The 21523-nt window shown below is 61.5% G+C and carries 22 protein-coding genes; 17 read left to right on the forward strand and 5 right to left on the reverse strand.

Annotation, left to right across the window (positions count from 1 at the left end):
- Positions 1 to 32 precede the first annotated feature (32 nt).
- The 7 genes from lysS (at position 33) to G7025_RS11485 (ending at position 5768) form a co-directional block, all read left to right on the forward strand.
- Positions 33 to 1535 carry a lysine--tRNA ligase gene (gene lysS, locus G7025_RS11455; RefSeq protein WP_181079152.1) on the forward strand — a complete coding sequence of 501 codons (1503 nt, stop codon included), beginning with the start codon at positions 33 to 35 and terminating at the stop codon, positions 1533 to 1535.
- A 106-nt stretch (positions 1536 to 1641) separates the two neighbouring features.
- Entirely contained in the window at positions 1642 to 2358 is a 717-nt protein-coding gene (locus G7025_RS11460) for a TetR/AcrR family transcriptional regulator (protein WP_181079154.1), read from the forward strand.
- Positions 2359 to 2373: 15 nt separating this feature from the next.
- Positions 2374 to 2922 (forward strand): hypothetical protein, encoded by a 549-nt coding sequence (locus G7025_RS11465; RefSeq protein ID WP_181079157.1) that lies wholly within the window; start codon positions 2374 to 2376, stop codon positions 2920 to 2922.
- A 21-nt stretch (positions 2923 to 2943) separates the two neighbouring features.
- Complete coding sequence (locus G7025_RS11470) at positions 2944 to 4221, forward strand: flavohemoglobin expression-modulating QEGLA motif protein (RefSeq protein ID WP_181079161.1); 1278 nt, start codon at positions 2944 to 2946, stop codon at positions 4219 to 4221.
- A 27-nt stretch (positions 4222 to 4248) separates the two neighbouring features.
- Positions 4249 to 5154: an alpha/beta hydrolase gene (locus G7025_RS11475; protein ID WP_181079164.1), complete on the forward strand. Its 906-nt coding sequence runs from the start codon at positions 4249 to 4251 to the stop codon at positions 5152 to 5154.
- A complete protein-coding gene (locus tag G7025_RS11480; RefSeq protein WP_003172217.1) occupies positions 5151 to 5477 on the forward strand; it encodes a hypothetical protein in 327 nt (108 codons plus the stop codon). Before G7025_RS11475 ends, G7025_RS11480 begins: the two co-directional genes overlap by 4 nt.
- 117 nt (positions 5478 to 5594) lie before the next feature.
- On the forward strand, positions 5595 to 5768 hold the full coding sequence (locus G7025_RS11485; RefSeq protein WP_181079167.1) for a hypothetical protein: 174 nt from the start codon (positions 5595 to 5597) through the stop codon (positions 5766 to 5768).
- A 50-nt stretch (positions 5769 to 5818) separates the two neighbouring features.
- Here G7025_RS11485 and G7025_RS11490 read toward each other — a convergent pair whose 3' ends face one another.
- From G7025_RS11490 to G7025_RS11500, 3 genes are all read right to left on the reverse strand, one after another.
- Positions 5819 to 6604, reverse strand: a complete 786-nt coding sequence (locus tag G7025_RS11490) for an OmpA family protein (protein ID WP_181079170.1) — start codon at positions 6602 to 6604, stop codon at positions 5819 to 5821.
- Between the two features lie 55 nt (positions 6605 to 6659).
- Positions 6660 to 7085 carry a DUF4398 domain-containing protein gene (locus G7025_RS11495; protein WP_065886057.1) on the reverse strand — a complete coding sequence of 142 codons (426 nt, stop codon included), beginning with the start codon at positions 7083 to 7085 and terminating at the stop codon, positions 6660 to 6662.
- Positions 7086 to 7367: 282 nt separating this feature from the next.
- Entirely contained in the window at positions 7368 to 7712 is a 345-nt protein-coding gene (locus G7025_RS11500) for a pilin assembly protein (protein WP_181079173.1), read from the reverse strand.
- 180 nt (positions 7713 to 7892) lie between these two features.
- On the opposite strand from G7025_RS11500, the gene ppc reads away from it, so the two are divergent.
- The 7 genes from ppc to G7025_RS11535 all read left to right on the forward strand — a co-directional run bounded on the left by ppc (position 7893) and on the right by G7025_RS11535 (position 15111).
- Positions 7893 to 10538, forward strand: a complete 2646-nt coding sequence (ppc, locus tag G7025_RS11505) for a phosphoenolpyruvate carboxylase (RefSeq protein WP_181079176.1) — start codon at positions 7893 to 7895, stop codon at positions 10536 to 10538.
- 279 nt (positions 10539 to 10817) lie between these two features.
- Positions 10818 to 11465: an adenylate kinase gene (adk, locus tag G7025_RS11510; protein ID WP_181079179.1), complete on the forward strand. Its 648-nt coding sequence runs from the start codon at positions 10818 to 10820 to the stop codon at positions 11463 to 11465.
- A gap of 90 nt (positions 11466 to 11555) precedes the next feature.
- Positions 11556 to 12242 (forward strand): tRNA (adenosine(37)-N6)-threonylcarbamoyltransferase complex dimerization subunit type 1 TsaB, encoded by a 687-nt coding sequence (tsaB, locus tag G7025_RS11515; protein ID WP_181079182.1) that lies wholly within the window; start codon positions 11556 to 11558, stop codon positions 12240 to 12242.
- A gap of 149 nt (positions 12243 to 12391) precedes the next feature.
- Positions 12392 to 12694, forward strand: a complete 303-nt coding sequence (locus G7025_RS11520; protein WP_181079185.1) for a hypothetical protein — start codon at positions 12392 to 12394, stop codon at positions 12692 to 12694.
- Positions 12694 to 13554 carry a DUF72 domain-containing protein gene (locus G7025_RS11525; protein ID WP_181079188.1) on the forward strand — a complete coding sequence of 287 codons (861 nt, stop codon included), beginning with the start codon at positions 12694 to 12696 and terminating at the stop codon, positions 13552 to 13554. Before G7025_RS11520 ends, G7025_RS11525 begins: the two co-directional genes overlap by 1 nt.
- A 27-nt stretch (positions 13555 to 13581) precedes the next feature.
- A complete protein-coding gene (locus G7025_RS11530) occupies positions 13582 to 14409 on the forward strand; it encodes an isocitrate lyase/PEP mutase family protein (RefSeq protein ID WP_181079190.1) in 828 nt (275 codons plus the stop codon).
- Between the two features lie 3 nt (positions 14410 to 14412).
- The gene (locus G7025_RS11535) at positions 14413 to 15111 is read left to right on the forward strand and encodes an extensin-like domain-containing protein (protein WP_181079193.1); all 699 of its coding nucleotides are present in this window, start codon (positions 14413 to 14415) and stop codon (positions 15109 to 15111) included.
- A 3-nt stretch (positions 15112 to 15114) separates the two neighbouring features.
- Here G7025_RS11535 and G7025_RS11540 read toward each other — a convergent pair whose 3' ends face one another.
- Positions 15115 to 15735 carry an energy transducer TonB gene (locus tag G7025_RS11540; RefSeq protein ID WP_181079196.1) on the reverse strand — a complete coding sequence of 207 codons (621 nt, stop codon included), beginning with the start codon at positions 15733 to 15735 and terminating at the stop codon, positions 15115 to 15117.
- A gap of 96 nt (positions 15736 to 15831) precedes the next feature.
- Between G7025_RS11540 and G7025_RS11545 the strand changes: the two genes are divergently transcribed.
- A complete protein-coding gene (locus G7025_RS11545; RefSeq protein WP_181079199.1) occupies positions 15832 to 16614 on the forward strand; it encodes a class I SAM-dependent methyltransferase in 783 nt (260 codons plus the stop codon).
- 6 nt (positions 16615 to 16620) lie between these two features.
- Here the strand turns inward: G7025_RS11545 and G7025_RS11550 are convergent, their stop codons facing one another.
- The gene (locus G7025_RS11550; protein ID WP_181079202.1) at positions 16621 to 17256 is read right to left on the reverse strand and encodes a TetR/AcrR family transcriptional regulator; all 636 of its coding nucleotides are present in this window, start codon (positions 17254 to 17256) and stop codon (positions 16621 to 16623) included.
- A 93-nt stretch (positions 17257 to 17349) separates the two neighbouring features.
- Here G7025_RS11550 and G7025_RS11555 point away from each other — a divergent pair, with 93 nt between their 5' ends.
- Both G7025_RS11555 and G7025_RS11560 read left to right on the forward strand, forming a co-directional pair.
- Entirely contained in the window at positions 17350 to 18450 is a 1101-nt protein-coding gene (locus G7025_RS11555) for an efflux RND transporter periplasmic adaptor subunit (protein WP_181079205.1), read from the forward strand.
- A 5-nt stretch (positions 18451 to 18455) separates the two neighbouring features.
- Positions 18456 to 21521 carry an efflux RND transporter permease subunit gene (locus tag G7025_RS11560; RefSeq protein ID WP_181079209.1) on the forward strand — a complete coding sequence of 1022 codons (3066 nt, stop codon included), beginning with the start codon at positions 18456 to 18458 and terminating at the stop codon, positions 21519 to 21521.
- The last annotated feature ends 2 nt before the right edge of the window (positions 21522 to 21523 follow it).

A 21523-nucleotide genomic window follows, 5' to 3' on the forward strand; every position in this document is an offset into this window, starting at 1 on the left:
GGCAACGAACCTGTGATGGAAAATCTAAAGACATGAGCGACCAACAACTCGACCCGCAAGCCCTGCAACAGGAAGAAAACTCCCTGATCGCCCTGCGCAAGGAAAAGCTTGCTGCCGAGCGCGCCAAGGGCAACGCCTTCCCCAACGACTTCCGCCGCGACAACTACTGCGATGCCTTGCAGAAACAGTACGCGGACAAGACCAAGGAAGAGCTGGCTGAAGCGGCGATCCCGGTCAAGGTGGCAGGTCGCATCATGCTCAACCGTGGCTCGTTCATGGTGATCCAGGACATGACCGGGCGTATCCAGGTCTACGTCAACCGCAAGACCCTGTCCGAAGAAACCCTGGCCTCGGTGAAAACCTGGGACATGGGTGACATCATCGCCGCCGAAGGCACCCTGGCCCGTTCCGGCAAGGGCGACCTGTACGTGGAAATGACCAACGTGCGCCTGCTGACCAAGTCCTTGCGCCCGCTGCCGGACAAGCACCACGGCCTGACCGACACCGAGCAGCGCTATCGCCAGCGCTACGTCGACCTGATCGTCAACGAAGACGTACGCCACACCTTTCGCGTCCGCTCGCAGATCATCGCCCACATCCGCAGTTTCCTGATGCAGCGTGACTTCCTGGAAGTGGAAACGCCGATGCTGCAAACCATCCCCGGCGGTGCCGCAGCCAAACCGTTCGAAACCCACCACAACGCGCTGGACATGGAAATGTTCCTGCGTATCGCGCCTGAGCTGTACCTCAAGCGCCTGGTGGTCGGTGGCTTCGAAAAGGTCTTCGAGATCAACCGCAACTTCCGCAACGAAGGCGTCTCGACCCGTCACAACCCTGAATTCACCATGTTGGAGTTCTACCAGGCGTACGCCGACTATGAAGACAACATGGACCTGACCGAAGAACTGTTCCGCGAGCTGGCGCAGCTGGTCCTGGGCAGCACCGACGTGCCGTACGGCGACAAGGTGTTCCACTTCGGCGAGCCGTTCGTGCGCCTCTCGGTGTTCGATTCGATCCTCAAGTACAACCCCGAGCTGACCGCCGATGACCTGAACGACATCGACAAGGCTCGCGCCATCGCCAAGAAAGCTGGCGCCAAGGTGCTGGGCTTCGAAGGCCTGGGCAAACTGCAGGTGATGATTTTCGAAGAGCTGGTGGAGCACAAGCTGGAGCAGCCGCACTTCATTACCCAGTACCCGTTCGAAGTGTCGCCGCTGGCCCGTCGCAACGATGACAACCCGAACGTCACCGACCGTTTCGAGCTGTTCATCGGCGGCCGCGAAATCGCCAACGCCTACTCCGAGTTGAACGACGCGGAAGACCAGGCCGAGCGCTTTATGGCCCAGGTGGCCGACAAAGACGCTGGCGATGACGAAGCCATGCACTACGACGCCGACTTCGTCCGCGCCCTGGAATACGGCATGCCGCCGACCGCCGGTGAAGGGATCGGCATCGATCGCCTGGTGATGTTGTTGACCAACTCGCCGTCGATCCGCGATGTGATCCTGTTCCCGCACATGCGGCCACAAGCGTAACCGTCGCGAAATCCAGAGCCGCCTTTTATAAGGCGGCTTTTTTATGTGGCGTCTATAAGCGTCAAGCAAACAGCGCCAGGTTTTGATCTGTTCAAGGATGTAAGTCGTGAACCGCGTAACCCCACAAGAAGGCGCCGCCGGCATTGCTGCTGCCGTGGTTGAAAGCGTCCAGTACCAGGGCCGCAAGGCCAGTCGCCAAGGCAGCGAGCAGCGCCGGCAAGATATTCTGGATGCCGCCATGCGCATCGTGGTGCGCGATGGCGTGCGGGCCGTGCGCCATCGCGCGGTGGCGGCCGAGGCGGGGGTGCCGCTGTCGGCGACCACCTATTACTTCAAAGACATTGACGACCTGCTCACCGACACCTTCGCCCAGTACGTGGAGCGCAGCGCCGCGTTCATGGGCAAGCTGTGGGTGCGTAACGAAGGTTTGCTGCGCGAGATGGTTGCCTATGGCGATGGCAGCCCGCAGTCGCGTTCGCAGTTGGCGGACGACATCGCGCGCTTGACCGCCGATTACGTCATGCGCCAATTGACCAACCGCCGTGAGCACTTGATGGCCGAACAGGCGTTCCGTCAGGAAGCCTTGCTCAACCCGCGCCTGGCGCAACTGGTGCGTTCCCATCAACAGATCCTGCTGCAGGGCACCGGGCAGTTTTTCCAGGTACTGGGTTCCCGCGAGCCGCAACAGGATGCCAAGGTGTTGACGGCGATTATCGGTCGGATGGAATATCAGGGCCTGCTGGGCGGCCCGGAGCCTCTGACCGCTGACGAGATGCTTGAGATTCTCAAGCGTTATATGCATTTGGTGTTGGCCTCGGTCTGACACCGGGGGAGTCCGATGAAAACCTGGCGTGTGGCGGTAATCGCCGTGTGGTTCCTGTTGCTCGGGGGTTGCCTGGTAACGTTCAAGGACCCGTTGCCCGCCCATGAGGCGGCGCCGGATGAATTGCTGGGCCATTGGACCAGCAGGAATGCCTGGGGCGAACCGCTCAATCTGCAAATCAGCCGCGCCGGTGAGCACCGTTACAAGGCGGTGAGCTACCCTAAAGCCTCGCCGACGCAGCGCGATGAGTACCTGTTTACCGTGACGCGTCATGGCAGCCGCTGGTACCTGTCGGCACCGTTGCCGGCCAGGTTCGGAGGGCACTATTTTCTGGCGGGATTCGAGTTCGACGATAAGCACGAATTGGTGGTCTATAACCTGGACCTCGAGCAGATTCGCCAGGCCATCGGGCAACAGCTACTGCAGGGCAGCCCCGTGGACACCGTCGAAGGCGCCGGTGTACGGGTCGACAGTGCCATGAACCAGGTGTTTGCCTACCTGGATGATCCGGCCAATGCCGATGTGTTCGTTGAAGCCGTGCGCTACCGGCGCGCGGGTCAATAACGTTTAAAGAGGAAATACCGGGTGGACGATTACCAGCAGACGATACGCACCTTGTCCGATCGCATTGTGCTGGCGCAAACCCCGATCCGCGTCCTCGACGCCGTGAAGTGGGACGAGAACATCCGTCAGGGGTTTCTCAAGGCCAAGGGCAAAGCCATGCCGGCCGTGGATCGCGACTATTACCTGAACCGGCCGCTGTCCTTCGACTCCAGCGCGGTGAAGCTGGAATTTCAGAATATCGAGCGTGACATCACCCGCCGTCTCGGCCAATTCAGCCCGGTCGGGCAAATCATGCGCCGCATGTGCAAGGAATACCGCATGGTGGTGCGCATGCTGGAGGCCCGGGGCACCGAGGATTTCGGCCTGATCTCCCAGGAACTGTACGGCGCTGCTTCCGATGCGTTCCACGCCGGCGACCCGACCCTGGCGGACCTGGGCCTGATGCTCTCCGATTACTTGAACAATATCGATGGCCGTGGCGACCTCAAGGACGAAGCCAAGACCCTGACCGCCAAGGACGCCGTGGCCCTGCTGCAGACCCGCCTGAACAAGGTGTTTGGCGAGGCCGAGGAAACCATCCGCGTGTTCGAGTCCGACGGTATCGTCGCCGACGCGGCGGCGGGAGCCGACTACATCAAGATCCGCGCCGACGCGATGTTCAACGACCGCGATGTGCGCGCCTTGGAAGTGCATGAAGGCCTGGTGCATGTGGGCACCACGCTCAACGGCCAGAACCAGCCGATCTGCACGTTCCTGTCCAAGGGCCCGCCGTCGTCGACCGTGACCCAGGAAGGGTTGGCGATCCTGATGGAGATCATCACCTTTGCCTCCTACCCCAGCCGCTTGCGCAAATTGACCAACCGCACGCGCGCCATCCATATGGTGGAGGAGGGCGCCGACTTCCTGCAGGTGTTCGAATTCTTCCGTGAGCAAGGCTTTGAAATGGCTGAAAGCTACGGCAACGCCAGCCGCGTGTTTCGTGGCTCGGTGCCGACCGGTCTGCCGTTTACCAAGGACCTGTCTTACCTCAAAGGCTTTATCATGGTCTACAACTACATCCAGTTGGCCGTGCGCAAAGGCAAGCTGGAACAGGTGCCGCTGCTGTTCTGCGGCAAGACCACCCTGGAAGACATGCGCACCCTGCGCCAACTGGTAGACGAAGGCCTGGTGGTGCCGCCCAAATACCTGCCCGATCAATTCCGTGACATGAACGCCCTGGCGGCATGGATGTGTTTCTCCAACTTCCTTAACCACCTGAGCCTGGATCGGATCGAGGCGGACTACTCCAATATCCTTTAAATGCTGTTATTCACGAGGCTTCAACGGATGAGAATCCTCGGCATTCTGTGCCTGCTACTCACATTGAACGGCTGCAGCTCGCTCTTGTTCTATCCCGAACCCGGCCTGCCGTTCACGCCGGAAAAAGCGCGCCTGGACTACCGCGACATCACCCTGACCACCGCCGACGGCGTCCAGCTGCACGCTTGGTGGTTGCCGGCCAAACCCGGCGTGCCGCTCAAGGGCACGGTGCTGCATCTGCACGGCAACGGTGGCAACCTGGCCTGGCACTTGGGCGGCAGTTGGTGGTTGCCGGAGCAGGGTTACCAAGTGCTGCTGCTGGACTACCGTGGTTATGGGTTATCGCAGGGCAAACCGTCGCTACCGGCGGTTTATCAAGACGTGGACGCGGCGTTCCGCTGGATCGATAAGGCCCCTGAAACCCAAGGCCAGCCCTTGATAGTCCTGGGTCAAAGCCTGGGCGGCGCGCTGGCCGTGCATTACCTGGCGGCGCACCCGCAGCGTCAGGCCCAGCTCAAGGCGCTGGTGCTGGACGGCGTGCCCGCCAGTTATCGTGACGTAGGACAATTCGCGCTGAGCACCTCCTGGCTAACATGGCCGTTGCAAGTGCCCTTATCCTGGCTCGTGCCCGACGCGGACAGTGCGATCAATGCCATGCCCCAGTTGAGCGGCGTGCCGAAACTATTGTTTCACAGCCTCGATGACCCGATCGTGCCCGTGGCCAATGGCATCCGCCTGTACCAGGCCGCACCGCCGCCCAGAGTCTTGCAATTGACCCGGGGCGGGCATGTGCAGACCTTTGCCGATAAAACCTGGCAAACCGTGATGCTGCGCTATCTGGACGACCCGCAACATTTCAATGGCCTGCGGCGCCTGGGCGAAATTCCGAACTATCCGACTCCTAACGTTGATCCATCAGAGAGCCCGCAATGAGCGAAGAACGCAACATGATCCCGCTGATCCTCACCGGCATCGGCACCATCATCGGTACCGTCGGTTGCCTGTGGTATTACGGCTACCTGCACTTCGCCAAACCGGAAGACGCGCTGTTGCTCAGCGATTTCACCATGCTCAAGACCGTGCCGGGCGAAGACTACAAGATCTCCCTGACCCCGGCCGCCCAAGTGGCACAGTGCGTGGATGGTGTGCTGGTCATGTTCGATACCGAGCAGAAAGGCCTGAGCGGCGTGCTGGTGAATAATAAAAAACAGGCGGTGCGTTGCATGGGCCAGGAAACCCCCCAGTTGCAGCAATAGTTGGCTCGATGCCCACGCTTTGCAAATAGCTGGAACCCTTGCGCCTCAGTCGCCACTCACGGGGCAGTCAGCCTGGCTGACCAACCCTTTGGAAACAGCGAGCGCAGGAGAGTCGCGATGCAGATTGGTGCGATCGTTAAATGGCTGGAAATGGCAAGGGCGCAGGCGAGCCTGGACCTGTACCAGGAATGCGATGAGGAGCGGTCGCAACGGCAGCCTGAAAAGTTGCAGCAATCGACGGAGCCTGAGCCGGTGGGCTACGAAGAGAGCAAAGGGCCGATCCCGTTCTGAGGGCAAAAAAAACCACCGTTTCCGGTGGTTTTTTTGGGTGCATCAATCCATCAGTTAGCCATGGACGAACGTGGCTTGACCGGCTGGTTATCGTTGGAGATGGTCACTTCAACGCGACGGTTCATGGCACGGCCCGAAGCGCTGCCGTTGTCGGCAACCGGGTATTCCTTGCCGTAACCCTGGGTCACGATGCGCGAGATATCCACGCCTTGCTGGGCCAGTGCACGTTGCACGGAAGCGGCACGGCGCTCCGACAGGCTCTGGTTGTACGAGTCCGAACCGGTGCTGTCGGTGTAGCCTTCGACGATCACTTTACGGTCCGGGTTGTCGCGCAGGAACTGAGCCAGCTTGGTGATATTAACCAGGCCGCTGGATTTCAGGTCGGACTTGTTGGTGGCGAACAGCACGTCACCGAACGTGACCAGTGTGCCGCGATCGGTCTGCTTGGCGTTCAGGCTGTCCTGCAGCTGCTTGATCTGCGCATCGCGAGCATCCAGCAGGGCGCGGGCACGTTCGTCGCCGGCGTTCTTCAGCTTCGCTTCGGATTCGCGCAGCACGATGGTGTCTTTGGCCACTTCAACGCGCTGGTTGGTCAGGTAGGCCAACTGGTCGACCTTCTTCTGGTCTTCCTTGTCGCGATAGGCTTTATCGGCTTTGTCCAGCCACTCCTGAGCATCTTTGGTTTCCAGCGCCGCAAGCTTGGTGGCCTGTGGGTTGGTCTGCAGAGAGGAGAAGTTGGTGCGGGCGTTTTCCAGGTTCGCGTTCGGCGGGGTGGAGCAGGCCGCCAGGGCAACGCTCATTGCCAACAGGGCAGGGATCATCAGTTGTTTACGCATAATCGTGTCGTCCTTTCAATTCGATATCGGGTGCGGTGCAGTCAAGGGGCTCGGATTACTTCTGCTGGATAGCAGCCGGGCGCATGCCTTCTTTACGCAACTCGTCAACGGCCTTCTGGGAATCCTTCACCGCTTGCTCAGCTTTGGCAGCCTGGGCTTTACGTTCTGCGACACGGGCGTCCCACTCGGCTTGTTCAGCCAACATACGAGCCTTGTCGTAGTTTTTGTCGTGCATCGCGATTTCAGCTTCTTTGAGCTTGTCCTGGGCCGACTTCATTTCCACGGCTGCGAACTCGGTGCCGCCGGCGCTGACAGCGCTGTTGACCGCAGACTGGGTCACCGCATATTGCTCAGTCGGCGGGTTGCCGGCGCAGCCAGCCAGTACGAAGCTGGTGCCGATTGCCAGCGCGGCCAATTTGAGCCCGCGCAGGTGGTTAAACGAGGATTTGGCAGTGCTGGTCTTCATCGTCTTCAACTCCATTGGATAACTCCTGAAAAAATCAAAATCCATCTCAGTCAGTGAACGGCTGCGAGCCCGGTAATAAAGCGCCTGGTGCCCTTTCAAACGGCCGTTCCAAGTGATGGCTTACTGGCTGTGACCGGAGGCTTTTTTCAAAAGTTCAGTAGAGATGGCGATTTGCCTAAAAAAATAATTGACTGACTGGTCAGGGAAAAAAATTGGAACTTTTGCAGTGCCGGATAGTATTTCGGGCCTGCGTCAGGCCCGAAATACATAAGAAGGAGTGGATTAAACGACAGTACCTCAGTGCTGGGATTCGTCCGCACTGGTAGATAAATCATGCAGATAGCGACGCGACAGCGACAAAAAGCGTGGGGTGGGGCCGACGTCTTCGTACAGCGGGTCGCCCTCCTCATCGGTCGCAATCACGTGCTGACCCTTGATGTAGGGAAAGCTGGCTTCAAGCTCTTCAAGCGCGGCGCCGATCAGCTCGCCCAATAACTCTTCGGTGTTGCGCTTGGGGTACATCTCGGCGATGGCCGCCAGCCGGGCGGCGGCTTCTACATCCAGGTGAATCGCGTATTCGGTCTTGGTCAGGCGACCCTTGGCATTCTCTTCCCAGTGCTGGGCCAATTCTCGGATTTTCATGGCAACCTCAATAAAGCCCACGGTGGGCGGGCGGTGATGAGTGACCAGCCGTTCGCGTATCGCGAGGGCTTAACGTTGAGACTAGCTGCAACCCACAAGGTTTAAAGTCTTGTCATAAAACAATGCGGGCGGCACTCTGGCAGGTCTGCGCGTCCCGGATTTCTGGCTGGAGAGTGGCTGATGAGTGATATCGATGCACGCTTGCGAGAGGATGTTCACCTGCTGGGTGAGCTGTTGGGCAACACGATTCGAGAGCAGTATGGCGACGATTTTCTCGACAAGATCGAGCAGATCCGCAAAGGCGCCAAGGCCGACCGCCGTGGCACCGACTCGGAGAAAACCGCTGGCGATGAACTGAGCGCCAGCCTCAACCAGTTGCAGGAAAATGAACTGCTGCCGGTGGCCAGGGCTTTCAACCAGTTCCTCAACCTGGCCAACATCGCCGAGCAGTATCAGTTGATTCATCGGCGCGATGAATCGCAGCCCGCCCCCTTCGAAGCCCGTGTGTTACCCGAGTTGCTGGCGCGCCTGCAAAGCGAAGGCCACAGCGATGAGTCCCTGGCCCGCCAATTGGCGAGCCTTGAGATCGAACTGGTGCTCACCGCCCACCCGACCGAAGTGGCGCGCCGTACGCTGATCCAGAAATACGACGCCATTGCCGCGCAGTTGGCCCTGCAGGACCACCGCGACCTCACCAGCGCCGAGCGCGAGCAGATCCGCGAGCGCCTGCAACGTCTGATCGCCGAAGCCTGGCACACCGAAGAGATCCGTCGCACCCGGCCCACCCCGGTGGACGAGGCCAAATGGGGCTTCGCGGTGATTGAACATTCGCTGTGGCACGCCATCCCCAATTATCTGCGCAAGGCCGACCAGGCCTTGCATGCCGCCACCGGCCTGCGTCTGCCCCTGGAGGCCGCGCCGATTCGCTTTGCATCGTGGATGGGCGGCGACCGTGACGGCAACCCGAACGTGACCGCGCCGGTCACCCGAGAAGTCCTGCTGCTGGCGCGCTGGATGGCCGCCGACCTGTACCTGCGCGATATCGATCACCTGGCCTCCGAGCTGTCGATGCAACAGGCCAGCCCGGCGCTGCAGGCCAGGGTCGGCGACAGTGTCGAACCCTATCGCGCCTTGCTCAAGCAGTTGCGCGAACGCTTGCGCGCCACGCGCCAGTGGGCCCACACCGCATTGAGCAGCAGCACGCCGGCGCCCGCCGAGGTGTTGCAGGACAACCATGACCTGCTCGAACCGCTGCAGTTGTGCTACCAGTCGCTGCATGCATGCGGCATGGGCGTGATCGCCGATGGACCGCTGCTCGATTGCCTGCGCCGCGCGGTGACGTTCGGCCTGTTCCTGGTGCGCCTGGATGTGCGTCAGGATTCCACCCGCCATTGCGCGGCCATGACCGAAATCACCGACTACCTCGGCCTTGGGCGCTACGAAGAGTGGGACGAGGAGACCCGTATCCGTTTCCTGATGCAGGAACTGGACAACCGTCGACCGTTGCTGCCGGGTTATTTCCAGCCGTCGGACGACACGGCCGAAGTGCTCAACACGTGCAGGGAAGTGGCGGCAGCCCCAGCGGCATCGCTGGGTTCCTATGTTATTTCCATGGCCGGCGCGGCCTCGGATGTGCTGGCGGTGCAGTTGCTGCTCAAAGAGTCGGGCGTGCAGCGACCGATGCGCGTAGTGCCGCTGTTCGAAACCCTGGCCGACCTGGATAACGCCGGCCCGGTGATTGAACGATTGCTGCAGTTGCCGGGCTATCGGGCCCGGTTGCAAGGTCCGCAGGAAGTGATGATCGGCTACTCCGACTCGGCCAAGGACGCCGGTACCACCGCCGCCGCCTGGGCGCAGTACCGCGCGCAGGAGCGTTTGGTGGACATCTGTCGTGAACAGCAAGTGGAGTTGCTGTTGTTCCACGGCCGCGGCGGCACCGTCGGCCGTGGCGGCGGCCCGGCGCACGCGGCGATCCTGTCCCAGCCTCCGGGCTCGGTAGCGGGGCGCTTTCGCACCACCGAGCAGGGCGAAATGATCCGCTTCAAGTTCGGCCTGCCGGACATCGCCGAGCAGAACCTTAACCTTTACCTGGCCGCCGTCCTGGAGGCGACGCTCTTGCCGCCACCGCCGCCTGCACCGGCCTGGCGCCATTTGATGGATGAATTGGCGGCGGACGGTGTAAGGGCCTACCGCGCCGTGGTGCGGGAAAATCCGCAGTTCGTTGAATATTTTCGCCAGTCCACCCCCGAGCAGGAGCTGGGGCGCCTGCCCTTGGGCAGCCGACCGGCCAAGCGCCGCGCGGGTGGTATCGAGAGCCTGCGCGCCATCCCGTGGATCTTCGGCTGGACCCAGACCCGCCTGATGCTGCCGGCCTGGCTTGGCTGGGAGGCCGCGTTGAGCAAGGCCCTGGAACGGGGTGAAGGCGACTTGCTGGGGCAGATGCGCGAGCAGTGGCCGTTCTTCCGCACCCGTATCGACATGCTGGAAATGGTTCTGGCCAAGGCGGATGCGGATATTGCGCGGCTGTATGACGAGCGCCTGGTGGAGCCCGATCTGTTGCCATTGGGTGCGCACTTACGCGACCTATTGTCGCAGGCGTGCTCGGTGGTGCTCGGGCTGACCGGCCAGTCGCAACTGCTGGCCCACAGCCCCGATACCCTGGAGTTCATCCGCCTGCGCAACACTTACCTCGACCCTTTGCACCTGCTGCAGGCCGAACTACTGGCGCGCTCGCGTCGCCAGCAAGCCGCGCAGGACAGCCCTCTGGAACAGGCGCTGCTGGTGTCCGTGGCCGGTATCGCGGCAGGCCTGCGCAACACCGGCTGAGGTTTTTCGCGTGTTCTCAATAGCTTGCGGGTAAACCTCGACGACCGCCCCGAATGGGGCGGTCGCTGTTCAAGGGCCAGGGTTGCACGTTGGCATACCCTACCTATGACGCATGCGCGGCGCGGGTTCCTCCGACTTTCGGCGGCTTGTGTGGGCAGGGCCTGCTGTGTATCTTGATCAGCCTTTGGCCGTTTGGTCGGCCCGAATCACATTTTTACGAGATTGGCCCCATGCGGCGAATCCGAGCGTCATCTCTATAAAAAATTGAGGAGCACATCGATGCGCGTCATTCTGCTGGGAGCTCCCGGGGCCGGTAAAGGTACTCAGGCAAAGTTCATCACTGAAAAATTCGGCATTCCACAAATCTCTACCGGTGACATGCTGCGCGCCGCGGTAAAAGCAGGCACCGACCTGGGCATCCAGGCCAAGAGCATCATGGACGCCGGCGGCCTGGTTTCCGATGACCTGATCATCGCCCTGGTCAAGGACCGTATCGCGCAGCCTGACTGTGCCAACGGCTTCCTGTTCGACGGTTTCCCTCGCACCATTCCCCAGGCCGAGGCGCTGGTAACGGCCGGTGTCGAACTGGATGCGGTGGTGGAAATCGCGGTTGATGATGAAGAGATCGTCCAGCGTATCGCCGGTCGTCGCGTTCACGAAGCCTCGGGCCGCGTGTACCACACCGTCTACAACCCGCCGAAAGTTGAAGGCAAGGACGACATCACGGGCGACGACCTGGTACAGCGTAAGGACGACACCGAAGAAACCGTGCGTCATCGCCTGTCGGTCTACCATTCCCAGACCAAGCCGCTGGTGGATTTCTACCAGAAGCTGTCCGCTGCCAACGGCAAGCCCAAGTGCAGCCACATCCCGGGCGTTGGTTCGGTGGAAGCCATCACCGCCAAGGTCATGGAAGCCCTGAGCTGATCACCCGCTCGGCGTTACACACAACGGCCCGCTTGCGGGCCGTTGTTGTTTATACTGGCGCACTTTTTTCCGACTTGGACACCGACACCGATGAGCACCCTGCTGGCCCTGGACACCGCAACCGAAGCTTGCTCCGTTGCCTTGCTGCACGACGGCAAAGTAACCAGCCACTACGAGGTGATCCCACGCCTGCACGCGCAGAAGCTGTTGCCGATGATCAAGCAACTGCTCGAAGACGCCGGCACCACGTTGGCGTCGGTGGACGCTATCGCCTTTGGTCGCGGCCCCGGCGCATTCACCGGTGTGCGCATCGCCATCGGCGTGGTACAGGGCCTGGCCTTTGCGCTGGAACGCCCGGTGCTGCCGGTCTCCAACCTTGCCGTGCTGGCCCAGCGCGCCTTGCGTGAACACGGCGCCGTGCAGGTGGCCGCCGCCATCGACGCGCGGATGGATGAAGTCTACTGGGGCTGTTATCGCGCAGCCGAAGGCGAAATGCGCCTGGTCGGCACGGAGGCCGTGCAGCCTCCCGAAGCGTCGGCGCTGCCGCAGGACGCCAGCGGCGACTGGTTCGGCGCGGGCACCGGCTGGGGCTACGGCGAGCGCATCGCGGTCAAGCTGGCTGGCCAGGATGCGGCCATGCTGCCCCATGCCGAAGACCTGCTGACCCTGGCGCGTTATGCCTTCGAGCGCGGCGAGGCGATCCCCGCCGATCAGGCGGCACCGGTGTACCTGCGCGATAAAGTCGCGCAAACCAAAGCCGAACGCGGGCTGATTTGACGCCAAAGTGATGGCAATCTGCGCCAATCGTCAGAATTTGCCCCAGGATTTAAACCTTTTTCAAATTATGTGTTCTAGTTATCACCAGAGCATTTGCGCGCAACGGAAGTCGCCACTAAAATGCCATCACTGATAGCGAGTTCGCATCGATGCGTATAGACGGATTTTCCTCACAGTCCTACCCCCTCAAACGTAAGCCGCGCAAGGCGAACGTCACGGTAGACGATTCGGTCGAAGATTCGCCGGACTTCATCGAAGTCCAGTCCGAAGCAGCGTCGTCGGCCCAAAGCGCCGGCAGTGCGCGTATCAGCGGCCTGCCTGCCCGTCAGCAGGATATGGTGTTCCCACGTTCCATGAGCAAAAGCGTTGCCACGGCCCTGGCCAGTTACCTGACTACCGCCGGCTTTGTCGAATGGGATATGGAAGTGCTGGGCCTCGACGTTCACATCTGATGCGTCGGCCTTACTACCTCGGTTGCCCGTCCTGGAGTGAAAACGCCTGGCGTGAGTATCTTTACCCAGCCGACGCCCGCGCCAGCGATTACCTCGCCCTTTATTCCCAAGTTTTCAACGCCGTTGAAGGCAACACCACTTTCTACGCTCGCCCCTCGGCCGCCACGGTGCAGCGCTGGGCCGAAATCATGCCCGAGGATTTTCGTTTCACCGCCAAATTCCCCAGGGATATCAGCCACGATGGCGATCTGCGCGAGCAACTGCCGGCGGCAGAGAGCTTTGTGGGCCTGATGAGCCCGTTGGGTGAGCGCGTCACGCCGCTATGGCTGCAGTTGTCGACCTCGTTCTCACCGCAGCGCCTGGCGGAACTGGCCGGTTTTATCGACGGGCTTGAGCGTCCGATGGCGGTGGAAGTCCGTCATCCCGAGTTCTTCGCCAAAGGCGATGCCGAGCGCAGGCTTAATCGCCTGTTGCGTGACCGGGGTGTCGAGCGCATCTGCCTGGACCCGCGTGCGTTGTTCAGTTGCACCTCGACATCGCCGGCGGTGCTGCACGCGCAATCGAAAAAGCCCAAAGTGCCGCCGCGGCCGGCTGCGCTGACTCAGTTTCCGCAGGTGCGCTTCATTGGCCATCCGGAGCTGGAGGCCAACGACCCGTTTCTAGTGCCTTGGATTGAAAAAGTCGCCGGTTGGATCGAAGAGGGCCGCACTCCCTACGTGTTTCTGCATACCTCGGACAATCGCCTCGCCGCCCAATTGGCCATGCGCTTTCATACCCAACTGATGGCACGCTTGCCCGGCCTTGCGCCGTTGCCCATGTTGGATCGCGAGCCCGAAGCGGAGCAACTGGGGTTACTCTAAGGTTCCTTTTCCCGCCTGGAGCCTGCCATGGATGCTCAAACCCTTCGCGCCGAAACCTTCAAGCTCCTGCATGAACGCGACCGCGCGTTCGTGATGCCCAACCCGTGGGACGCCGGTTCCGCCGTGATGCTTGCCAGCCTGGGGTTCGAAGCCTTGGCCACCACCAGTGCGGGTCATGCCTTCAGCCTTGGTCGGCCGGATGCGGAGGGCGCTTTGTCTCTGGACGACACCTTGCTCAACGCGCACCAGATCGCCCAGGCCACGACACTGCCGGTGGCGGCCGACCTGGAAAACGGCTTCAGCGACAGCCCGGATGGCTGCGCCCAGACCATCCTGCGTGCGGCGGCCACGGGGATTGTCGGCGGTTCCATCGAAGACGCCACCGGACACTCTGGCGATCCCATTTATGCCTTCGACCTGTCTGTGGAGCGAGTACAAGCGGCGGTAGTCGCGGCCCGCAGTTTGCCGTTTGCGTTCACGCTCACCGCCCGCGCGGAAAACCTTCTGCATGGTCGTCTGGATCTGCCCGACACCCTCCGCCGTCTGCAGGCCTATGCCGAGGCCGGTGCCGATGTGCTTTACGCGCCGGGCCTGCGAACTGCCGATGAGGTGTTGGCGGTGGTCAAGGCGGTCGCGCCCAAACCGGTGAATGTGTTGATGTCCGGTGCGCTGAAACTCAGCGTCGCGCAATTGAGCACCATGGGCGTCAAGCGCATCAGCGTCGGCTCGGCGATGGCGCTGGCCGCTTACGGCGAGTTCTATCGCGCGGCTCAGGAAATCCGCGAACTGGGCACCTTTACCTTTACTGATCGCTCGATGCCGTTCAGCACGGCCAATCAGTTTTTCAAGGTCTGACCCATGCGGTTTATCAAGGCGATGGGCGTGCTGCTGGTGCTGGGCGGCGCGGTGGTTGTTGGTGTGTGGCGTGGCTGGGTGCCGTTGGCACCAGAGTGGAACCCATGGGCGCCGCTGGATGTGCGCGCCAGCCCGAACCTGTTGACGCGTTTTAAGCTGGGACGTCTGCAGGACGACCCGGCGCTGTGCGACCAGGTGCTGAAGACTTCAGGCTTGCGCGTGAGCCATCAAGCCGATTCACCCGCCGATGCCGCCTGTCCATTGCGCAACACCTTGCGCGTGCAGGGTGCAGAGGTGGGATTGAGCAGCAGCTTTCTCGCCAGTTGCCCGCTGGCCGTGGCGTTCGCGCTGTTCGAGCGCCACAGCCTGCAACCGGCGGCGCAGGCGGCGTTTGGCCAAGCCGTGACGCGGGTCGATCACCTGGGCAGTTTTGCCTGCCGCACGATGTATAACCGTGCCGGCGGGCGAATGAGCCAGCATGCATCGGCCAATGCGCTGGATATCGCCGGCTTTCGCTTGGCCGACGGACGCAGCATCAGCGTGCTCCGGGATTGGCCGGGGGAGGGCGCCAATGCGCGGTTCCTTCGCCAGGTGCGCGACAGTGCCTGTGATGATTTCAATGTGGTATTAAGCCCGGACTACAACGCCGCGCACCGTAATCACTTTCACCTGGATATGGGGCGCTGGTGGGTGTGTCGCTGAGGATCAGGCGGCCAGGCGCAGGTTATGGGTGATCAATGGGCGCGCCCAGTAGTAGTCGAAGTCCAGGGCTTTTTGCTGCTCCACCAACGCTTCTTCGGGGTAAGGCGTAGGCGGCGGTGGCAACAGGTCCAGTTCGAACTCAGCGATCGGCAAGTGCAGGGCGCGCGGTTCCGGCGCGGGGGCTGGCTCCGGCAATGGCTGCCCGGCGCTCAGTACGATGGGGCGTACCCAGCCGCTTTCGAAATTCTGCTGGCGTTGCTGGGCGACGATTTCCTCTTCCGGGAATGGCGTGGCAGCCGGTGGCAACAACTCGGTTTCGAATTCAGCGATGGGCAGGAACAACGGTTCTGGCGGTGCGATTTCGGTGTCTTTGACGTCGCACTCGCGCTGGGTGAGGATCTGCGACAGCAGGTCGGCGCCGGCGCTGGGTTCTACCGCCGGGTCCATCGGTGCCGGCGCCTGGGCCGCCAGCGCGTCCGGCGTGTCGCCGAGCTGCTCGGCCAATGCCCGGGCGAAGAAGTCCTGCCACACATGACTCACGCCGGCCAGCGCTTGTGTATTGCGCAGGCCGTAGTGGTTGTGGGTCGGCAGTACACCGATGGTTAGGGGGAGAATGTCTGACATTTTCTTCGGTCGACGCTCAGCTCTGGCAAAATACCTGACTGTTGGTTTTATCGGCCGGTATTGGCCGATCCTTAATATTTTTGAGCGTAGCGATTGATGAGCGAACAACCAGCGGCCAGCCGCATCCGGGTCGAGGCCTTGGCCGACGCTTTCCAGGCCCGCGCCGAGCAGTGGGCTGCCCAGCTTGGCTTGCCGCTAATGCTGGCGGATGCGGATTTTTCCTTGCAGGTCGGCGAACACGGCCTGCAATTGCAGCAACTGAGCCCTGACGCGCCGGGGCCGGTGCGTGTGGACTTTGTTGAGGGTGGCGCGGCGCACCGACGGTTATATGGCGGAGGCAGCGGGCAGATGATTGCCAAGGCCGTGGGCATCGCCCAGGGCGTACGCCCGCGAGTGCTGGATGCCACGGCCGGTTTGGGCAAGGATGCCTTCGTGCTGGCCAGCCTGGGTTGCGATATGAGCCTGATCGAACGCCAACCGTTGATTGGCGCTTTGCTTGAAGACGGCCTGGCGCGTGGCGCGGATGATTTCGAGGTGGCGCCGATCGTGGCGCGCATGCAGTTGCTGAAGGGCAACTCCATCGAGGTGATGCGCAACTGGGAAGGCGAGCCGCCTCAGGTCATCTACCTCGATCCGATGTTTCCGCATCGTGAGAAAACGGCCCTGGTGAAGAAGGAAATGCGCCTGTTCCGTCCACTGGTGGGCGATGACCCGGATGCTCAGGCCCTGCTCGCCGCAGCATTAGCCCTGGCCAGCCACCGCGTGGTGGTCAAGCGCCCGCGCAAGGCGCCGTGCATCGAAGGGCCCAAGCCAAGCCATGCGCTGGAGGGTAAATCCAGTCGCTATGACATTTACCCCAAAAAAGCACTCAAGCCCTGAAATCCTTTAAGGCTTATAGGCCCGCATAAACAATCCCACCACATCCTGCACATGGGCTTCGGCGGCGTCTTCACTCAATTGGCCGCCGCAGCCATACAGCAGGCAGAAGTTCGCCGTGCCTTTGAGCAGGCAGAAGAAATGCTCGGCCGCCTTGAACGGCTCGTCGATGCTCAGGGCGCCACTCCGGTTGATTGTGCTGAGCAGACGCTCCATGCCCTGCAGCATGCGCATCGGGCCGGCCTCGAAAAAGATCTGTGAGAGTTTCACGTCCTGGCTGCCGGTGGTCATCATCAACCGGTGCAGGTTCACCGATTCTTCGCTGTTGATCAGCCGATGGAAACCCCGGGCGATGGTCAGCAGTACCGTTTCCACCGGCACGCCTTCGGGCATCTCGAAATACATCACCGGCAATTGTTCCTCGCACTTGGCCACGACGGCTGCGGTGAACAAGGTTTCTTTGTCGGTGAAGTGGTTGTAGACCGTAAGTTTCGACACGCCGGCCTCCAAGGCCACCGCGTCCATGCTGGTGCTGGCGTAACCATTGCTCAAGAACAGGAATTTAGCTGCTTCGAGGATTGCCTGGCGTTTTGCCATGTCCTTGGGACGCCCGGGGCTATTGGTGTTGAGAGGATTGTCGGACATTTTCACCTTTAATACTGGACTGGTGAGTTTGGTATTAATAACATACTGGCCAGTATAATTATTCCTAGCATCATTTGCGAAAGGTCCTTCAGCATGCGCAGCATTTTCCTGCCCCTTGCGTTGCCTGCGTGTCTGGCCCTCCTGGTGGCCGCCTGCGGCCATGAAGAGACGGCCCAGACCACCCTCCGCCCGGCCATGGTGGTGCAGCCGCAGCCGTCGGCGCAGTCGATGGACAGCTACCCCGGTGAAGTGCGCGCCCGCTATGAACCGGACCTGGCCTTTCGCATCGGCGGCAAAGTCAGTAAGCGCCTGGTGGACGAAGGCGAGCGGGTCAAGGCCAACCAGGCCCTGGCTGAACTCGATCCCCAGGATGTGCGTTTGCAACTGGAGGCCAGCCGCGCCCAGGTCGCCGCCGCCGAGGCCAATCTGAGCCTGGTGCGCGCCGAGCGTGACCGCTACAAGACGCTGCTGGAGCGTCAGATGGTCAGTCGTTCCCAATACGACAATGCCGAAAACCTCTACCGCTCAGGTGAAGCCCGCCTCAAGCAGATCAAAGCCGAATTCGATGTGGCCAGTAACCAGGCTGCCTACGCGGTCCTGCGCGCGCCGCAGGATGGCGTGGTGGCCAAACGTGCCGTGGAGGTCGGTCAAGTGGTGGCAGCAGGACAAACCGTATTCACCCTGGCCACCGATGGCGAGCGCGAAGTGCTGATCAGCCTGCCCGAACAGGGTTTCGGTCGCTTCAAGATCGGGCAGCCGGTGTCCGTGGAGTTGTGGAGCCAGCCGGACCAACGCTTCGCCGGGCGCATCCGTGAGTTGTCGCCCGCTGCCGACCCGAAGTCGCGCACCTTCGCGGCACGCGTGGCGTTTACCGGGGGCAAAGTCCCGGCTGAGTTGGGGCAGAGCGCTCGCGTGTTCATCCAAGTTGATGGTGATATTCCGCTGTCCGTTCCGCTGTCTGCCCTCAGCGCGGAGAACGGTGCGTCCTACGTCTGGCGTGTGGAGCCGGACTACACCCTCAAGCGCACGCCTGTGCGTATCGGCGCCTTCGGCGAAAAAACCGTGCCGGTGCTGGAAGGCTTGAGCGCCAGTGATTGGGTGGTGGCGGCGGGTGTGCATGTGCTCCACGAGGGGCAGCAGGTGCGCCCGGTGGACCGCTCCAACCGTGTGGTGAATCTGGCGGCCAAGGAGTAGTCCCGATGGGTTTCAATCTTTCCGAATGGGCGTTGCGTAATCGCCAGATCGTGCTGTTCCTGATGATCCTGCTGGCCGTGGTGGGCACGTTGTCCTACACCAAGCTGGGACAAAGCGAAGACCCGCCCTTCACCTTCAAAGCCATGGTGATCAAAACCAATTGGCCGGGCGCCACGGCCCAGGAAGTCTCGCGGCAGGTAACCGAGCGCATCGAGAAGAAACTCATGGAGACCGGTGACTACGAGCGCATCGTCTCGTTTTCCCGGCCCGGCGAGTCACAGGTGACCTTCATCGCCCGCGACGCAATGCACTCGGCGCAGATTCCCGAACTGTGGTACCAGGTGCGCAAGAAAATCAGCGATATCCGCCAGACGCTGCCGCCGGATATCCAGGGGCCGTTTTTCAACGACGAATTCGGCACCACCTTCGGCAATATCTACGCCCTGACCGGCGACGGTTTCGACTATGCAGTGCTCAAGGACTACGCCGACCGCATCCAGATACAACTGCAGCGGGTGGCCGATGTGGGCAAGGTCGACCTGCTCGGGCTGCAGGACGAAAAAATCTGGATTGAACTGTCCAACCTCAAGCTCGCCACCCTCGGCTTGCCGCTGGCCGCCGTGCAGCAGGCTTTGCAGGAACAGAACGCGGTGTCCACCGCCGGTTTCTTCGAAACCCCGAGCGAGCGTGTGCAGTTGCGCGTCTCGGGCAACTTCAAGACGGTCGAGGAGATCCGCAATTTCCCCATTCGCGTGGGTGACCGCACCTTCAGGATCGGCGATGTGGCCGATATCCATCGCGGTTTCAACGATCCACCCGCACCGCGCATGCGCTACATGGGTGAAGACGCCATCGGGCTGGCCGTGGCGATGCGCGAGGGCGGCGATATTCTGGTATTGGGCAAGGCGCTTGAAGGCGAATTCGCACGCCTGCAAAAGAACCTTCCGGCGGGCATGCAACTGCGCAAGGTGTCGGACCAGCCCGCCGCAGTAAAAACCGGTGTCGGCGAATTCGTCCAAGTGCTGGCCGAGGCATTGGCCATTGTGCTGCTGGTGAGTTTTTTCTCCCTCGGCCTGCGCACCGGCATGGTGGTGGCGCTGGCGATCCCGCTGGTGTTGGCAATGACCTTTGCCACCATGTATTACCTCGGCATCGGTCTGCACAAGATCTCTCTCGGCGCTTTGGTATTGGCCCTCGGCCTGCTGGTCGATGACGCCATCATTGCCGTGGAAATGATGGCAATCAAAATGGAGCAAGGCTACGACCGGCTCAAGGCCGCCAGCTTCGCCTGGACCAGTACCGCCTTCCCGATGCTCACCGGCACGCTGATCACTGCGGCGGGCTTCCTGCCGATTGCAACCGCGCAGTCGAGTACCGGCGAATATACCCGTTCGATCTTTCAGGTGGTGACCATTGCGTTGCTCGCTTCCTGGGTCGCCGCCGTGGTGTTCGTGCCCTACCTGGGGGAAAAACTCCTGCCGGACCTGGCGAAAATTCATGCCGCCAAGCACGGTCACGATGGCCCGGATCCCTACGGTACGCCGTTTTATCAACGTGTAAGGCGGGTGGTGGAGTGGTGTGTGAAACGGCGCAAAACCGTGATCGTGCTGACACTTATGTTATTCGTCGGCTCGGTGGCGTTGTTTCGCTTCGTGCCGCAGCAGTTCTTCCCCGCGTCCGGTCGCCTGGAGCTGATGGTCGACCTGAAACTGGCCGAAGGCGCGTCCCTGAGCAACACCGCCGACCAGGTCAAACGCCTGGAAACGCTGCTCAAGGAACATGCCGGTATCGACAACTATGTGGCCTATATCGGCACCGGTTCGCCGCGCTTTTACCTGCCCTTGGATCAGCAATTGCCGGCCACCAGTTTCGCCCAGTTCGTGGTACTGGCTAACAGCATCGAAGAGCGCGAAACCCTGCGCACCTGGCTGATTGGCACGCTCAACGAACAGTTTCCCGACCTGCGCTCGCGTGTCACTCGCCTGGAGAACGGTCCTCCCGTGGGCTACCCGGTGCAGTTTCGCGTAACCGGCGAGCACATCGAGCAAGTCCGCGCCCTGGCACGCAAGGTCGCTGCGAAGGTTCGCGAAAACACCCACGTGGTCAACGTACACCTGGACTGGGAAGAACCGAGCAAAATCGTCTCCCTCAATATCGACCAGGACCGCGCTCGGGCCTTGGGCGTGAGCACCGCCAACCTGTCGAAATTCCTGCAGAGCTCGTTGACCGGTTCCAGCGTCAGCCAGTACCGCGAGGACAACGAGTTGATCGAAATCCTCCTGCGCGGCACTCGCCATGAACGCACCGAACTGTCGCGGTTACCCAGCCTGGCAGTGCCCACCGACAATGGCAAAAGCGTTGCGCTGTCGCAGATCGCCACCCTCGAATACGGTTTTGAGGAAGGCGTGATCTGGCACCGCAACCGCTTGCCCACCGTGACGGTCCGCGCGGATATCTACGGCAAGGAACAACCTGCGACGCTGGTGCAGCAGATCCTGCCGACCCTCGCCGACGTGCGCGCTGAACTGCCCGACGGTTACCTGCTGGAAGTCGGCGGCACCGTTGAAGATTCCGCGCGCGGCCAGAATTCGGTGAAGGCCGGGGTACCGCTGTTTATCGTGGTGGTGCTGACGTTGCTGATGTTGCAGCTGCGCAGTTTCTCACGCATGGCGATGGTTTTTCTGACGGCGCCGTTGGGTCTGATCGGCGTGACCTTGTTCCTGCTGGCGTTCCGTCAGCCTTTTGGCTTCGTCGCCATGCTCGGCACCATTGCCCTGTCCGGGATGATCATGCGCAACTCAGTGATCCTGGTGGACCAGATCGAGCAGGACATCAAGGCCGGCCTGGCCCCCTGGCAGGCAATCATCGAGGCCACCGTGCGCCGCTTCCGGCCGATTGTGCTGACGGCACTCGCGGCGGTGCTGGCGATGATCCCGCTGTCGCGCAGCGTATTTTTCGGGCCGATGGCGGTGGCAATCATGGGCGGGTTGATCGTGGCCACGGCATTGACCCTATTGTTCCTGCCGGCCCTGTATGCTGCGTGGTTCCGAGTGAGGAAGGACGTCGCGTAATC

Origin of the sequence: Pseudomonas lurida, from assembly GCF_013522705.1 — a bacterium.
Lineage (GTDB): Bacteria > Pseudomonadota > Gammaproteobacteria > Pseudomonadales > Pseudomonadaceae > Aquipseudomonas > Aquipseudomonas quebecensis.

What these genes read in the sequence shown, in the direction of transcription:
- lysS (WP_181079152.1), top strand. Translation starts at nt 33, where the DNA reads ATGAGCGACCAACAACTCGACCCGCAAGCCCTGCAACAGGAAGAAAAC.
- G7025_RS11465 (WP_181079157.1), top strand. Translation starts at nt 2,374, where the DNA reads ATGAAAACCTGGCGTGTGGCGGTAATCGCCGTGTGGTTCCTGTTGCTC.
- G7025_RS11475 (WP_181079164.1), top strand. Translation starts at nt 4,249, where the DNA reads ATGAGAATCCTCGGCATTCTGTGCCTGCTACTCACATTGAACGGCTGC.
- G7025_RS11480 (WP_003172217.1), top strand. Translation starts at nt 5,151, where the DNA reads ATGAGCGAAGAACGCAACATGATCCCGCTGATCCTCACCGGCATCGGC.
- G7025_RS11485 (WP_181079167.1), top strand. Translation starts at nt 5,595, where the DNA reads ATGCAGATTGGTGCGATCGTTAAATGGCTGGAAATGGCAAGGGCGCAG.
- G7025_RS11490 (WP_181079170.1), bottom strand. Translation starts at nt 6,604, where the DNA reads ATGCGTAAACAACTGATGATCCCTGCCCTGTTGGCAATGAGCGTTGCC.
- G7025_RS11495 (WP_065886057.1), bottom strand. Translation starts at nt 7,085, where the DNA reads ATGGAGTTGAAGACGATGAAGACCAGCACTGCCAAATCCTCGTTTAAC.
- G7025_RS11500 (WP_181079173.1), bottom strand. Translation starts at nt 7,712, where the DNA reads ATGAAAATCCGAGAATTGGCCCAGCACTGGGAAGAGAATGCCAAGGGT.
- ppc (WP_181079176.1), top strand. Translation starts at nt 7,893, where the DNA reads ATGAGTGATATCGATGCACGCTTGCGAGAGGATGTTCACCTGCTGGGT.
- adk (WP_181079179.1), top strand. Translation starts at nt 10,818, where the DNA reads ATGCGCGTCATTCTGCTGGGAGCTCCCGGGGCCGGTAAAGGTACTCAG.
- tsaB (WP_181079182.1), top strand. Translation starts at nt 11,556, where the DNA reads ATGAGCACCCTGCTGGCCCTGGACACCGCAACCGAAGCTTGCTCCGTT.
- G7025_RS11520 (WP_181079185.1), top strand. Translation starts at nt 12,392, where the DNA reads ATGCGTATAGACGGATTTTCCTCACAGTCCTACCCCCTCAAACGTAAG.
- G7025_RS11525 (WP_181079188.1), top strand. Translation starts at nt 12,694, where the DNA reads ATGCGTCGGCCTTACTACCTCGGTTGCCCGTCCTGGAGTGAAAACGCC.
- G7025_RS11530 (WP_181079190.1), top strand. Translation starts at nt 13,582, where the DNA reads ATGGATGCTCAAACCCTTCGCGCCGAAACCTTCAAGCTCCTGCATGAA.
- G7025_RS11535 (WP_181079193.1), top strand. Translation starts at nt 14,413, where the DNA reads ATGCGGTTTATCAAGGCGATGGGCGTGCTGCTGGTGCTGGGCGGCGCG.
- G7025_RS11540 (WP_181079196.1), bottom strand. Translation starts at nt 15,735, where the DNA reads ATGTCAGACATTCTCCCCCTAACCATCGGTGTACTGCCGACCCACAAC.
- G7025_RS11545 (WP_181079199.1), top strand. Translation starts at nt 15,832, where the DNA reads ATGAGCGAACAACCAGCGGCCAGCCGCATCCGGGTCGAGGCCTTGGCC.
- G7025_RS11550 (WP_181079202.1), bottom strand. Translation starts at nt 17,256, where the DNA reads ATGTCCGACAATCCTCTCAACACCAATAGCCCCGGGCGTCCCAAGGAC.
- G7025_RS11555 (WP_181079205.1), top strand. Translation starts at nt 17,350, where the DNA reads ATGCGCAGCATTTTCCTGCCCCTTGCGTTGCCTGCGTGTCTGGCCCTC.
- G7025_RS11560 (WP_181079209.1), top strand. Translation starts at nt 18,456, where the DNA reads ATGGGTTTCAATCTTTCCGAATGGGCGTTGCGTAATCGCCAGATCGTG.